Below are 13,360 nucleotides of genomic sequence, written 5' to 3' on the forward strand. Positions count from 1 at the left end.
GACCCGTACGACAGTTTTTAAAAGAGTGAGTCTGAAGCGTTTTGAAGGACGATCAACGCATTTTACGCTTATAATCGTAACAATTTGTTAATTCGCTCTTTTTCCAAAGCATCATGACAAAAAGAGACCGTGAATGAGAAATTTCCCATTAACGCGGCGCATTATAGAGGGTATTGAGTCAGAAAACACCTGGATGAAAATAACAATTATCGTTAACCACAGCGGTATTGTGGCTGAAAAATGTCAGCAATGTGACCGAATGTAAATGACAACCGATCGCTCCCCTGCCTTCCTCTCTGCTCTTTCAGGGTCTGAAGAGCCAGCGCGCACAATTGCGTTAATCATATCTTCCGCTCTCCGATATTCTGATTTCGCTGATCCCCAGACCGGGATGGGCTACGCTAAAGAAATGTTTATTAACGCTGTTTTTCTAACCACGAGGTGAAGAATGAGTAATCACGGGATCGGTCAGTATGTGGTGACGTTTCATTATAACGAGAAGGGATTATCTGACCTGCTGGAGTTGAGTAGTGCACTGGTCAGCGGCGGATTTTCTACCACGCTCAAAGATGAAGAAGGTCAGCCCCATGAGTTAGGGACGAACAGCTTCGGCATCATTACCACACTATCGGAAGAGGAGATCCGCCAGCAGGCGGTGGGAATTGGCGAACTGATCCTGGGTGTAGCGCCGGACATTGATGTTCAGCCCTGGGACACATACCGGAAAAAAAGCGACCAGATTTTGTAAAGACAAAGCCTTAACGTGCGCAAACGCAAATATTGGTTATTCTTTAAGCGTTACCATAGTGAAATCACAGCGAAAAGAGGAGTGTCCTATGTGGTCAGCCATCAGTCGTCTGTTGAGTGAACAGTGGGGACCCGCAGAGATAACCGGGCGTACCGAATTGCCCGGTGGGGATGTCCACCCTGCCTGGCATCTGCGCTACGGAGAGCACGACGTCTTCGTCAAATGCAATCAGCGTGACATGCTGGATCTGTTTACGTGGGAGGCTGACCAGTTGCAGCTCCTGGCACGCAGCCAGACGGTACGCGTGCCAGCTGTCTACGGCGTGGGCAGCGACCGGGAAACCAGCTTTCTGCTGCTGGAGTATATCCCGGTCAGGCCGCTGGATGCGCACGGCGCTTTTCAGCTTGGACAACAGCTGGCACGCCTGCATCAGTGGAGTGAGCAGCCACAGTTCGGGCTGGACTTCGATAACAATATTACCACCTCCCTGCAGCCAAACAGCTGGCTCAAGCGCTGGTCGGTCTTCTTCTCAGAGCAGCGTATCGGCTGGCAGCTCCAGCTTGCCTCAGAAAAAGGGATTCTGTACGGTGATATCGATCTGATTGTGCGCTGCGCTCAGAAGATGCTGGAGTCACATCATCCCGAGCCCTCCTTACTGCATGGCGATCTCTGGCCAGCCAATTGCGCAGGCAGCGACAGCGGGCCCTGGATTTTTGATCCTGCCTGTTACTGGGGCGATCGTGAATGCGATCTGGCGATGCTCTCCTGGCATCCGGACATTCCGGCACAGGTGTATGATGGCTACCAGTCAGTGTGGCCACTCCCCGGTGATTTCCTGCAGCGGCAACCGATCTATCAGCTTTATTATCTGCTGAACCGGGCAAATGTCTTCGGCGGGCACTGGCTGGCAGAAGCGCAGCGGGCAGTGGGAACATTACTGGATGGCGATGAACTGGGAAAACGTCACGCGCGCCCGGCCTGACGCCATGCGCACGCGACCTGACGCGAGTTTAATAGATAAACCCGGCCAGTTTCAGGACAAAATAGCCCGCGACAATGATGATAACCGGCAGGATATACAGCGGGAAGATTTGCAGAAAAATGGTGTGGCGCGGCACCACTATCTTCGCTTCCAGCTGTTCCCGGCTGTGTCCTTCTGTTCCGCGCGCACGCTCAAGGATCATCTGATCTTCAATGCTCTCACGCAGAAAGCGCGTCTGCCGCCACATCCTTGCACCGGAAGCCTGAAGAGCAAGCCCGATGAAAATCAGCGCATAGATCACCCAGAAAAGAATATTCGTGCCGTGATTAAAGTCCGGAACGGGCGAATGCGTCCAGAAACCGGAGAGAAAACCGGTGTTAAAGCGCACCATATCAATCATGACATGGGCGAAATCCTGCATCACCGCATTGATACCGTCACGTTGCTCACGGCTCTTTTCGAGAAAACCAAGCAGTGAGATAAGCGTTGATAACAACGCGGGAATAAATATAACCCAGCCCAGAATGCGTTTAATAATCGCAACCCTGCCAGCCTGTTGATACGTCATGCGTTCTCCTGTCCTTCCGATGTCTGCCAGTCAGTTTACCTGCAGTGATACAAAAGCGCCTGTAAAATACAGACTTAATCACCGCTTTGCACAAAGCGGCCCGTCGGATGATACCTTTTCCCTCACCGCTTCGTGGTAAACTGCCACAAACTGTCAAAAGGAGCCGTAGCATGTCTTATCACCGCCCCGTACTTGCCGCCATTTTTGATATGGACGGCCTGCTGATCGATTCAGAGCCGTTATGGCAACAAGCCGAGCTGGATATTTTTACTTCTCTTGACGTTGACCTGAGCCGCCGCGGTGAAATGCCAGATACGCTGGGACTGCGCATCGACCAGGTGGTGCGCATGTGGTATGAAACCCTGCCGTGGAAAGGGCCTTCCCAGGCGGAAGTCACCCAGCAGATCATCAACCGGGCGTTAAGCCTGGTAGATGAGAACCGACCGCTGCTGCCCGGCGTTAAGCAGGCGCTTGAACTCTGCCGGTCAGAAGGGCTGAAAATTGGCCTCGCCTCCGCCTCTCCGCTGTTTATGCTGGAAAGCGTGCTGGAGATGTTCAGCCTGCGCGACTACTTTGAGGTACTGGCCTCAGCGGAATCCCTGCCTTACAGCAAGCCGCACCCGCAGGTTTATCTGGATGCCGCTGCCCGCCTGGGCGTGGATCCGCTGAACTGTGTCACGCTGGAAGACTCCTTTAACGGCATGATCGCGACGAAAGCAGGACGGATGCGATCCATTGTGGTTCCCGATGCCAGCCATGCCGCCGATCTGCGCTGGTCACTGGCAGATGTCAAACTCAGCAGCCTTGAGGAACTGACCGCACAGCACCTGCACGGGCGCTGAGTGAATGCCGGGCGCTGCAGAAAGCCGCCCGGCGCTTTACCCCGGCGTCACCTGTCCGCGATATTTTACCGCAGCCACAAAGGCGGCAAAGGCCGGAGAGATGTTTCTTCTGTTGGGGTAGTAGAGGTGAAAACCCTGAAAATAGGGGCTCCAGTCAGCCAGTACCTCGGTCAGGCGCCCGTCCTCAATATGAGGCCTGGCCATAAAATCAGGCACGTACGCCAGCCCGACCCCATCCAGTGCCGCGTTCAGGACAGGAAGAGTGCTGTTGGACATCAGTTGCCCTTCTACCCTGACATTCATCTTCTGCCCCGCTTTCTCAAATTCCCACGCGTAGATGCTGCCCCCCACGCTATGGCGGAGGTTAATGCAGCGATGATCGGTCAGATCCCTGGGATGCGTCGGGATCGGGTGCTGTTTAAAATAGCCGGGTGACCCGACGACCGACAGTCGCCAGTCGGGCCCCAGGCGGACGGCGATCATATCCTGACTGATCGACTCCCCGAGGCGTATCCCGGCATCAAAGCGTTCACTGACAATATTGGTGAAGCCGTAATCAATACAGATTTCGACATTCACGTCAGGATACTGGCGGAAAAAAGCCGGCAATACCGGGCGCAGTAGCTGTTCAGCAGCGTCATCAGAGCAGGTCAGCCGGAGGCTTCCCGCCGGTTTTTCCCGCAGCTCCCCCATGCGTTCAATTTCAGCATTGATCTGCTCGAACAGCGGGCCGACAGACTGCATCAGTCGCTCTCCGGCATCGGTGGGGGCAACGTGGCGCGTTGTCCGCGCAAGCAGCCTGACCCCCAGTCTCTCTTCCAGTTTTTTCACGGTATGGCTGAGTGCAGAAGGGCTGACGCCCAGCGTGAGTGAGGCTTTAGTGAAGCTTTGCTCGCGGGCGACGGCCAGAAAAGCCAGGATATCATTCATACGGCGCTCGTCTGATTGATGAATTTTATTCAAAAGTACATCAAAATTACCCCACCTTATCAGCGTACTCAAAGCGTTTTATTCTCTTTCACTGATATGAAAGGGAACAGCATCATGAATACCATTATGAATAAATCCACGAACCGCGCTTATCAGCATGCCCCGTCAGCATGGGGGGCCGTATTTTCGATGGCCCTTGGCGTCGTTGTGCTGATCGCCTCAGAATTTATGCCCGTCAGCCTGCTGACGCCGATTGCGCAGGATCTCGGCATCAGCCAGGGCAGTGCAGGACAGGCCATCTCGGTATCCGGTATGTTTGCCGTGGTGACCAGCCTGCTCAATACCCCCCTCACCGGCCACTGGGACCGGAAAAAAGTGCTGATGAGCTTCACCTTCCTGCTGATTGCCTCCGGTGTGATCGTTACGCTGGCAGCCGACGGTATCACCTTTATGGTGGGCCGCGCGCTGCTGGGGATGGCTATCGGCGGCTTCTGGTCAATGTCGACCGCCACGGTGATGCGCCTGCTTCCCGCCCATTCGCTGGCAAAAGGCCTGGCGTTAATCAACGGCGGCAATGCGCTGGCAGCGACGGTCGCCGCGCCGCTGGGCAGTTTTCTCGGGCAGTATACGGGCTGGCGTGGCGCCTTCGTTATCGTGGTACCGCTGGCGGTGCTGGCGTTTGTCTGGCAGTGGCGCAGCCTTCCGCTGATGCCAGCGGATCGTCCGCGCAAACCTGTCACCAATCCTTTTTCCCTGCTGCGTCACCCTCAGGTGGCGCTGGGCATGGCGGGGATACTGTTTCTGTTTATGGGGCAGTTTGCCCTTTTCACCTACCTGCGCCCGCTGCTGGAGGAGGTCACGCGGGTATCGGTCACGCAGCTTTCGCTGATGCTGTTCGCCCTGGGGGGATTCGGTCTCGTCGGTACGTGGCTGATGGGCCCCTTGCTTAAGCACGGGCTCTACGCCTGGCTGGCGGGCATTCCGCTTGCCATGGCCCTGATCGCCCTGTTGCTGATTGTGCTGGCTGACGCGATGGTTCCCGTCAGTGTGCTTCTCGCCCTCTGGGGCCTGATCGCCACACCGGCCCCAATCGTCTGGGGTGTCTGGCTCAGCAAAGCGCTGGCAGAGAATGCCGAAACCGGCGGTGGGCTGATGGTGGCCACCATCCAGTTGGCCATTACCGCCGGCGCCGGACTGGGCGGCATCCTGTTTGATGCCTCAGGCTGGTGGAGCCCTGTCGTGCTGGGCGCAGGTTTACTGCTTGCATCAGCCGGCTTCGCCCTGGCAGCACAAAAGAACAGGGACGCCGTCTGAGCGCGAAGGCGAAGTGCTGCCCTCGCCTTCTGACGATTTTCGACGGGCCATGTTAAAAATAATAAAACATCGTTTCATTTTTGTTGTAATCCTTTCTCCATCTGCTTATGCTTCCTGAACCGGCCCGCGCGATCACGTTCTGCTGTTTTCACTGCGCGCGCCCACTTACCTATAAGGAAGCCAGGATGATCCTCAACGCATTTAATCTTGAAGGCAAAGTGGCCATGATCACCGGCTGCAATACCGGTCTCGGCCAGGGAATGGCGCTGGGTCTGGCCCAGGCAGGGTGCGATATTATTGGCGTCAATCGCTCCACTGCCAGCGAAACGGCAGAGAAAGTCGCCGCGACCGGACGACGTTTCGTCAGTATTACGGCCGATCTGTCCGACAGCCGCTGTATTGACGGGGTGATGGCGCAGGCGCTGGCCGCTTTCCCCAGGCTGGATATTCTGGTCAACAATGCCGGGATCATTCGCCGGGCAGACGCGATCGACTTCAGTGAGACTGACTGGGATGAGGTGATGAATCTTAACAGTAAGACACTGTTTTTTCTGTCGCAGCGGGTCGCCCGTCGTTTTATCCAGCAGGGACATGGCGGTAAAATCATCAATATCGCCTCCATGCTGTCATATCAGGGCGGTATTCGCGTCCCTTCCTATACTGCATCGAAAACCGCCGTACTCGGGCTGACGCGCCTGATGGCCAATGAATGGGCAGCGCACGGGATTAACGTTAACGCCATTGCTCCTGGCTATATGGCCACCAATAACACTGAACAGCTGCGCGATGATGAAGAACGCAACCAGCAGATCCTGGCGCGCATACCTGCCGGGCGCTGGGGCCAGGGCAGTGATATGATGGGGCCTGTGGTGTTTCTCGCCTCTTCCGCCTCGGACTACGTCAATGGCTTCACTCTGGCAGTAGATGGCGGCTGGCTGGCGCGTTGAGCGCTCTGTCTGTACGGGAGGGAAAAAGCCCCTCTCCGTACCGCTTACGATCAATAACACTTTATTTATCTTTCGTTACAGCGTCACATATTTATTCTACTGTATATATTCCCTATACTGGATGCATTGACAGTTATGTAGCCAGGTATCCCCATGACGGCCGAAGGCCATCTTATTTTTGCCATTGCCAGCGCTATTTTCGCCAAGCGTGCTGAACTGACGCCGGTGCTGGCCAGCGCCGACTGGTGGCATATTATTCCGGCCACGCTGCTCACCTGCCTGCTACCGGATATCGACCACCCCAAATCCTTTCTCGGGCAGCGGCTTAAATGGCTGTCGCACCCGATTGCGCGGGCATTTGGTCACCGGGGCTTTACGCATAGTTTGCTGGCCGTTGTCGGTGGCGTTGCCCTGCTGCAGTTAAAACTTCCTGCCAGTTGGCTGATCCCGGCCGATGCCTTCCAGGGAATGGTGCTGGGTTATCTCAGCCACATTGTTGCCGATATGCTCACACCTGCCGGGGTGCCACTGCTCTGGCCCTGCCGCTGGCGCTTTCGCCTGCCCCTGCTCAGAAGCCAGAAAGGAAATCAGCTGGAACGCACCCTGTGCCTGGCGCTGGTCGGTTATGCCATCTGGTTCCCCCCCGGCGCGCTGCCTTTTGGTGCATCAGACTGGACCAGTCAGGTGGTTAACTCAGCGCAACATCACATCGAACGGTTTATTAACAAACAATAGGGTGAATTATTAAACAAATATGAGCAAAAAATTATAAATAATTCCGTTTGGATATAAGGTCGCACCAACAGTAACTGATACCATTCCGTCACTGGTTTACTTACTGCGCAACAGAAATTAACTGCCGCAGGCATGACTACGACGTAGTCCGTATTTTTTTGGAGATATTGGGAATGAATTTTCCACTGATTATTAACCTGGTGGTGTTTGTTGCACTGCTGCTGCTGGTGGCCAAAGCCAGCCGTACGGGCTGGAGTCTGTCGAAAAAGGTGCTTGTTGGCCTGGTGGTCGGGGTCCTTTTCGGTCTGGCGCTGCATATCATCTATGGTGAAAACAGCCCGGTGATTAAAGAGTCGGTAAGCTGGTTTAACCTCGTGGGTAATGGTTATGTTCAGCTGTTGCAGATGATTGTGATGCCGCTGGTCTTTGCCTCGATTCTCAGCGCCGTTGCCCGCCTGCACAATGCCTCATCGCTGGGCAAAATCAGCCTGCTCACCATTGGCGTACTGCTGTTCACCACGGCCATTGCGGCGGCGGTCGGGGTGTTCGTCACCTGGCTGTTCGGTCTCAATGCCAGCGGCCTGGTGCAGGGTGCGCAGGAAACCGCGCGTCTGGCTGCCATTCAGAGCAATTATGTCGGCAAAGTGGCCGACCTTAGTGCGCCGCAGCTGCTGCTGTCGTTTGTGCCAAAAAATCCGTTTGCCGATCTGACCGGAGCCAGTCCGACGTCAATCATCAGCGTGGTGATCTTTGCCGCGTTCCTCGGTGTCGCCGCCCTGCAGCTGCTGAAGGATGATGTTGAGAAAGGTCAGCGCGTGCTGAAAGCCATCGATACCCTGCAGGCCTGGGTGATGAAGCTGGTTCGTCTGATTATGAAACTGACCCCTTACGGCGTGCTGGCACTGATGACCAAAGTCGTTGCCACCTCCAACCTCAGTGACATTATTAAGCTGGGGAGCTTTGTGCTGGCCTCCTACCTCGGTCTGGCCATCATGTTTGCCGTCCACGCTCTGCTGCTGTCGGTCAACGGCGTGAACCCGCTGCGCTTCTTCCGCAAAGTGTGGCCGGTGATTACCTTTGCCTTTACCAGCCGTTCCAGCGCTGCCACCATCCCGCTGAGCGTGGAAGCACAGACCCGTCGTCTGGGCATCCCTGAGTCGATTGCCAGCTTCGCCGCCTCCTTTGGAGCCACTATCGGTCAGAATGGCTGTGCCGGCCTGTACCCGACGATGCTGGCGGTGATGGTCGCCCCCACCGTGGGCATCAACCCGTTCGATCCTATGTGGATTGCGACGCTGATCGGTATTGTCACCCTCAGCTCTGCCGGTGTGGCCGGCGTCGGCGGCGGTGCCACCTTCGCTGCGCTGATTGTGCTGCCGGCGATGGGCCTGCCGGTCACGCTGGTCGCGCTGCTGATCTCCATCGAACCGCTGATTGATATGGGCCGTACCGCGCTCAACGTTAACGGTTCGATGACGGCCGGTACGCTCACCAGCCAGTGGCTGAAGCAAACCGACCGCCAGATCATGAACACCGATGCGGATAACGAAGCCGAACTGGCCCACCGTTAATCCGTTGCTGACGGGCCGTCATCCTGACGGCCCGTTTCTTTTTCTCTCCCTGATTCGCCCATATCCCTTCATTTCTCAGGCGTATACTGCTCACTGTTCTATAGTTACTGGTGTCTTAATGCGGTCACCGGAGCAATCAGCATGTCAAAAAATACGCAACACCCCGATCAGCCACAGCCTTCCTGCCCTGTGAATAGCAAAGTAGAGGCCCTCGAACCCTTCCGTAAAGGCGGTAAAAACCAGCCGCTGACCACCAATCAGGGAACGCGAATTGCAGACGATCAGAACTCGCTGCGCGCAGGCACCCGGGGTCCGACGCTGCTGGAAGACTTCATCATGCGTGAAAAAATCACGCACTTTGACCATGAGCGCATCCCGGAGCGCATCGTACATGCGCGGGGTTCGGCGGCACACGGTTACTTCCAGCCCTATCGTGATATGAGCCAGGTCACCAAAGCGGGTTTTCTGGCCTCACCTGACACCATCACCCCGGTTTTTGTGCGCTTTTCTACGGTGCAGGGCGGAGCCGGATCGGCAGATACCGTGCGCGATATCCGCGGTTTTGCCACAAAATTTTATACTGAGGAAGGCGTGTTCGATTTAGTCGGGAACAACACGCCGGTGTTCTTTATTCAGGATGCCCATAAATTTCCGGATTTCGTCCATGCGGTTAAACCTGAGCCCCACAACGAAATGCCTCAGGGCGGGAGCGCCCATGACACCTTCTGGGATTACGTTTCCCTGCAGCCGGAAACATTGCATAACGTCATCTGGGCTATGTCCGATCGCGGTATCCCCCGGAGCTATCGCACCATGGAAGGCTTTGGCATCCATACCTTCCGCTTTATCAATGCCGAAGGCCGTGCCACCTTTGTCCGTTTTCACTGGAAGCCCGTGGCGGGTAAAGCCTCACTGCTCTGGGACGAAGCACAGAAGCTGAGCGGGCGCGATGCGGATTTCCACCGTCGCGACCTGTGGGAATCAATCGAGGCCGGTGACTTCCCTGAATACGAGCTCGGTGTACAGCTCATTGAGGAAAGCGACGAATTTGCCTTCGACTTTGATCTGCTGGACGCGACCAAACTGATCCCTGAAGAACTGGTGCCGGTGGAGCTGATTGGCAAAATGGTGCTCAACCGTAACCCGGATAATTTCTTCGCGGAAACAGAACAGGTCGCCTTCCATCCGGGTCATATCGTACCGGGGCTGGACTTTACCAACGATCCCCTGCTGCAGGGGCGACTGTTCTCCTATACCGATACCCAGATCAGCCGGCTTGGCGGGCCTAACTTCCATGAGATCCCGATTAACCGTCCCGTGTGCCCGTACCACAATTTCCAGCGCCAGGGGATGCATCGTATGGATATCGATACCAACCCGGCGAACTACGAGCCAAACTCGATCAATGATAACTGGCCGAGAGAAACGCCTCCTGCCGCCCGCCACGGCGGGTTTGAGAGCTATCAGGAGCGGATTGAGGGGCATAAAGTCCGTGAGCGCAGCCCCTCGTTTGACGAACATTACTCGCAGCCGCGCCTCTTCTGGCTGAGCCAGACCCAGGTGGAGCAGCAGCATATTATTGATGCTTTCTCCTTTGAACTGAGCAAGGTGGGTCGCAGCTATATCCGTGACCGGGTGGTCGATCAGCTGACGCATATCGATATTTCCCTCGCGCACAGCGTGGCAGAAAACCTGGGTATTACGCTGACGGAAGCGCAGATGCAGACGGCACCGCCGAAGGATGTCAACGGACTGAAGAAGGATGCCAGCCTCAGCCTGTATGCGGTCCCCAGCGGTAACATTAAAGGGCGGCAGGTCGCGTTGCTGATCAGCGACGGCGTTGATGCTGCTGATACGCTGGCCATCTTACAGGCGCTGAAAACCCAGGGCGTCCATGCGAAGCTGCTCGCCCCCCACATGGGCCAGGTGCGAGCCAGTGACGGCTCACAGCTGACGGTTGATGCCACCTTTACCGCGCTGCCCTCTCTTGCCTTTGACGCCGTCATTGTACCGGAGGGGAATATTGATGCCCTGCTGTTACGCGGTGACGCCTGTTACTTCCTGCTGGAAGCCTACAAGCATCTGAAGGTCATTGGTCTGAGCGGTGGCGCACGCCGTTTTGCCGCGCAGTTTGGTCTGGCGGATGACGAGCAGGAGGAAGGCGTGATTATCGACAGTAAGGCGGAAGGCGTGCTGATGAGCGAGTTCCTGGCCGCCATGACCGCTCACCGCATCTGGTCACGCAGTCAGAAAGCGCTAAGCGTTCCGGCATAATTCACCCGACAGCACAGACACCCACCGGTCAGCGCCGGTGGGTCTTCAGCGCGGCAGGAAAAGCATGCAAAAAAAACGGCCACTGACGTGGCCGTTTTAATTTCGAAACAGGTATCAGTTACTGATTAACCTGCGGGTCGGTGTCGTAATCTTTACAGCTCTGGAAGCCGTAGTTCATCACGCGACCGGTATCAGAGTAGCTGACAAAGTAGGTCTGCTGCTTACCGTCACGCTCACCAATGACATAAGTCTGGCAGGTACCACGAGCATGAACCATGGTAATTTCTGTTGACGGTGGCCCGGCGATGTCACGAACCTGCTGGCGGGTCATTCCTTTTTTCACATCCTGTACCACGGGCTTAGTCGCATAACTTTCAGCGCGATCGTATGCCGTACATCCTGATAACACAGCCAGTGCCACTGCAGCACCCATTAATCCCGTTAATTTACGCATTTATTCTTCCTCGTGTCATTTCCGTCAAAGCATAAGCCTGGAATAGAAATGCAGATTTTTCAACTTTATGCCGTCAAATTATTATCAGTTTATCACCGTGATGCCTATAATTCGGGACTGAGAATGAACATTCGCATTGCAGGCCGCATCAGGATGAAGCTGCGAACGCGTCACGACAGCGAATAGCGGAGCGACAATGAGCCAACAGACAGAAGCCCGCGATGCCCGCCATCGCCTGCGTCAGGATGAAATTATTACTGCCGCCCGTCGCTGTTTTCGTCAGCACGGCTTCCACGCGGCCAGCATGGCGCAACTTGCCAGCGAAGCACACCTGAGTGTCGGCCAGATTTATCGCTATTTCAGCAGTAAAGACGCGATTATTCAGGAAATCGTCAGGCGGATTATTGATTCCCGCCTGCAGGAGATGCTCAGTACCAGCAGTAATGTCCACCTGCCCGAGCTGCTGGCCTGGCGCGAGGTGAATAATGAAGAAGACGAGGCGCTGATGATGGAGGTGGCGGCAGAAGCCACCCGCAGCCCCCGTGTGGCAAAAATGATGGTTGAAGCGGATGAACGTATGTTCAGCCACGCCTGCCAGAAAGTCGCCCGTATGTACCCCGGTTTCAGCGAGGAGCGTATCCGTGCCAGTGTCGAGATCCTCGCCGTGATGGTTGAAGGTACTGCCTGCCGGCGCATTACGCCTCAGAAAGCCTCGCCAGAACGTCTGCATATCCTGTATCAACACATTAGCGACCTTCTATTTAAATCAGAGGAATCATGACACCTGTTCACTCCCGCCGTCTTGGCTATGCCATCACGCTCGGCCTGCTGGCGGCCCTCGGGCCGCTGTGCATCGATCTGTATCTGCCCGCCCTGCCGGAGCTGGCCCGCGACCTGAACACGCCCACCGCCACCGCACAGCTCAGTCTGACCGCCGGGCTGCTGGGACTGGGACTGGGTCAGCTGTTTTTTGGCCCGTTAAGCGATAAGTATGGGCGTATCCGCCCGCTGCTCCTGTCACTGGTGTTGCTATTGATTGCCTCTGTCGGCTGCGCGCTGGCCCAGGATATTCACCAACTGCTGCTGGCCCGCCTGTTTGAAGGGCTGTCCGGCGCGGGGGGCGCCGTGCTGTCACGCGCTATTGCCCGTGATATGTACAGCGGCCATGAACTGACCCGCTTCTTCGCTCTCTTAATGCTGGTGAACGGGCTGGCACCGATTGCGGCCCCGGTGATGGGGGGCGCACTGATGGCGTTCCTTGACTGGCGCGGCCTGTTTATGGTCATCGCCCTGATCGCCCTGATGCTGTTTATTCTGGCCCGCGTCAAACTGCACGAAACCTTGCCGGTAGCGCGACGGAGTCAGGGCAGTATTTTTTCCGCCTGGGCCGCGCTGGGCCAGGTCATTATGCACCGTCCGTTTATGGGCTTCTGCCTGACGCAGGGGTTTATGATGTCAGGGATGTTTGCCTACATTGGCGCGTCCCCCTTTGTACTCCAGCAAATTTATCAGCTCTCCCCGCAGGCGTTCAGCTTCTGCTTTGCCGCCAACGGCGTGGGTCTGATTATTGCTTCGCAGGTCAGTGCGCGTCTCTGCCCGCTATGGGGCGAGTATCGCGTACTGAAAGGCGGTCTGACGCTGGCGTTGATTTCATCGTCGAGCCTGCTGCTGGCCGGATTAACCGCCGCGCCGCTGCCGCTGGTGCTGGTTGCCCTGTTTTTCACCGTCGCCAGCAACGGCGTTATTTCGGTGACCGCCTCCTCACTGGCGATGCAGAGCCAGGGCCATCGCGCGGGCAGCGCGTCAGCCGTGATTGGCGTCACCATGTTTACGCTGGGCGGTATCAGCGTGCCGGTGACCGGCATCGGTGGCACCTCGGTGCTGACCATGACCGCCACCATTTTCGGCTGCTATATGCTGGCCATTCTGATGTTTACCGTGCTGGCGCAAAAACCCAAAAAAGAGTGAGCCTTTAACGCGTGGCGCGGAGAATAA

Annotated in this window: 12 protein-coding genes and 1 pseudogene; 10 read left to right on the plus strand and 3 right to left on the minus strand. The window is 56.2% G+C overall.

Features of this window, described 5'->3' with window-relative positions:
* Positions 1-448: 448 nt before the first annotated feature.
* Complete coding sequence (gene ghoS, locus EPE01S_RS05005) at positions 449-748, plus strand: type V toxin-antitoxin system endoribonuclease antitoxin GhoS (protein ID WP_062743504.1); 300 nt, start codon at positions 449-451, stop codon at positions 746-748.
* Between the two features lie 88 nt (positions 749-836).
* Positions 837-1,730 (plus strand): fructosamine kinase family protein, encoded by an 894-nt coding sequence (locus EPE01S_RS05010; RefSeq protein ID WP_062743505.1) that lies wholly within the window; start codon positions 837-839, stop codon positions 1,728-1,730.
* Between the two features lie 28 nt (positions 1,731-1,758).
* On the opposite strand, the gene EPE01S_RS05015 is transcribed toward EPE01S_RS05010, so the two are convergent.
* Entirely contained in the window at positions 1,759-2,298 is a 540-nt protein-coding gene (locus EPE01S_RS05015) for a YniB family protein (protein ID WP_062743506.1), read from the minus strand.
* A 170-nt stretch (positions 2,299-2,468) separates the two neighbouring features.
* Here EPE01S_RS05015 and hxpB point away from each other — a divergent pair, with 170 nt between their 5' ends.
* Positions 2,469-3,140, plus strand: coding sequence for a hexitol phosphatase HxpB (gene hxpB / locus EPE01S_RS05020; protein ID WP_062743507.1), 672 nt, complete (start codon positions 2,469-2,471; stop codon positions 3,138-3,140).
* Positions 3,141-3,176: 36 nt separating this feature from the next.
* On the opposite strand, the gene EPE01S_RS05025 is transcribed toward hxpB, so the two are convergent.
* Positions 3,177-4,070 (minus strand): LysR family transcriptional regulator, encoded by an 894-nt coding sequence (locus EPE01S_RS05025; RefSeq protein WP_062743508.1) that lies wholly within the window; start codon positions 4,068-4,070, stop codon positions 3,177-3,179.
* A gap of 114 nt (positions 4,071-4,184) precedes the next feature.
* Between EPE01S_RS05025 and EPE01S_RS05030 the strand changes: the two genes are divergently transcribed.
* The 5 genes and pseudogenes from EPE01S_RS05030 to katE all read left to right on the plus strand — a co-directional run.
* Positions 4,185-5,384, plus strand: a complete 1,200-nt coding sequence (locus EPE01S_RS05030; protein WP_062743649.1) for an MFS transporter — start codon at positions 4,185-4,187, stop codon at positions 5,382-5,384.
* A 185-nt stretch (positions 5,385-5,569) separates the two neighbouring features.
* Positions 5,570-6,331 (plus strand): 2-dehydro-3-deoxy-D-gluconate 5-dehydrogenase KduD, encoded by a 762-nt coding sequence (gene kduD / locus EPE01S_RS05035; protein WP_062743509.1) that lies wholly within the window; start codon positions 5,570-5,572, stop codon positions 6,329-6,331.
* A gap of 153 nt (positions 6,332-6,484) precedes the next feature.
* Positions 6,485-7,066 (plus strand): metal-dependent hydrolase, encoded by a 582-nt coding sequence (locus EPE01S_RS05040; protein ID WP_062743510.1) that lies wholly within the window; start codon positions 6,485-6,487, stop codon positions 7,064-7,066.
* A 173-nt stretch (positions 7,067-7,239) separates the two neighbouring features.
* Positions 7,240-8,637, plus strand: a complete 1,398-nt coding sequence (locus EPE01S_RS05045; protein ID WP_062743511.1) for an L-cystine transporter — start codon at positions 7,240-7,242, stop codon at positions 8,635-8,637.
* 198 nt (positions 8,638-8,835) lie between these two features.
* Positions 8,836-10,911, plus strand: a pseudogene (katE, locus tag EPE01S_RS05050) (catalase HPII); the annotation flags it as partial.
* Between the two features lie 118 nt (positions 10,912-11,029).
* Here katE and osmE read toward each other — a convergent pair.
* Positions 11,030-11,365: an osmotically-inducible lipoprotein OsmE gene (osmE, locus tag EPE01S_RS05055; protein ID WP_062743513.1), complete on the minus strand. Its 336-nt coding sequence runs from the start codon at positions 11,363-11,365 to the stop codon at positions 11,030-11,032.
* A 196-nt stretch (positions 11,366-11,561) separates the two neighbouring features.
* Here osmE and EPE01S_RS05060 point away from each other — a divergent pair, with 196 nt between their 5' ends.
* Both EPE01S_RS05060 and EPE01S_RS05065 read left to right on the plus strand, forming a co-directional pair.
* On the plus strand, positions 11,562-12,146 hold the full coding sequence (locus EPE01S_RS05060) for a TetR/AcrR family transcriptional regulator (RefSeq protein ID WP_062743514.1): 585 nt from the start codon (positions 11,562-11,564) through the stop codon (positions 12,144-12,146).
* Positions 12,143-13,333 carry a multidrug effflux MFS transporter gene (locus tag EPE01S_RS05065; protein WP_062743515.1) on the plus strand — a complete coding sequence of 397 codons (1,191 nt, stop codon included), beginning with the start codon at positions 12,143-12,145 and terminating at the stop codon, positions 13,331-13,333. Before EPE01S_RS05060 ends, EPE01S_RS05065 begins: the two co-directional genes overlap by 4 nt.
* Positions 13,334-13,360: the final 27 nt, after the last annotated feature.

The organism is Erwinia persicina NBRC 102418, assembly GCF_001571305.1.
Lineage (GTDB): Bacteria > Pseudomonadota > Gammaproteobacteria > Enterobacterales > Enterobacteriaceae > Erwinia > Erwinia persicina.

What these genes read in the sequence shown, in the direction of transcription:
- ghoS (WP_062743504.1), top strand. Translation starts at nt 449, where the DNA reads ATGAGTAATCACGGGATCGGTCAGTATGTGGTGACGTTTCATTATAAC.
- EPE01S_RS05010 (WP_062743505.1), top strand. Translation starts at nt 837, where the DNA reads ATGTGGTCAGCCATCAGTCGTCTGTTGAGTGAACAGTGGGGACCCGCA.
- EPE01S_RS05015 (WP_062743506.1), bottom strand. Translation starts at nt 2,298, where the DNA reads ATGACGTATCAACAGGCTGGCAGGGTTGCGATTATTAAACGCATTCTG.
- hxpB (WP_062743507.1), top strand. Translation starts at nt 2,469, where the DNA reads ATGTCTTATCACCGCCCCGTACTTGCCGCCATTTTTGATATGGACGGC.
- EPE01S_RS05025 (WP_062743508.1), bottom strand. Translation starts at nt 4,070, where the DNA reads ATGAATGATATCCTGGCTTTTCTGGCCGTCGCCCGCGAGCAAAGCTTC.
- EPE01S_RS05030 (WP_062743649.1), top strand. Translation starts at nt 4,185, where the DNA reads ATGAATACCATTATGAATAAATCCACGAACCGCGCTTATCAGCATGCC.
- kduD (WP_062743509.1), top strand. Translation starts at nt 5,570, where the DNA reads ATGATCCTCAACGCATTTAATCTTGAAGGCAAAGTGGCCATGATCACC.
- EPE01S_RS05040 (WP_062743510.1), top strand. Translation starts at nt 6,485, where the DNA reads ATGACGGCCGAAGGCCATCTTATTTTTGCCATTGCCAGCGCTATTTTC.
- EPE01S_RS05045 (WP_062743511.1), top strand. Translation starts at nt 7,240, where the DNA reads ATGAATTTTCCACTGATTATTAACCTGGTGGTGTTTGTTGCACTGCTG.
- osmE (WP_062743513.1), bottom strand. Translation starts at nt 11,365, where the DNA reads ATGCGTAAATTAACGGGATTAATGGGTGCTGCAGTGGCACTGGCTGTG.
- EPE01S_RS05060 (WP_062743514.1), top strand. Translation starts at nt 11,562, where the DNA reads ATGAGCCAACAGACAGAAGCCCGCGATGCCCGCCATCGCCTGCGTCAG.
- EPE01S_RS05065 (WP_062743515.1), top strand. Translation starts at nt 12,143, where the DNA reads ATGACACCTGTTCACTCCCGCCGTCTTGGCTATGCCATCACGCTCGGC.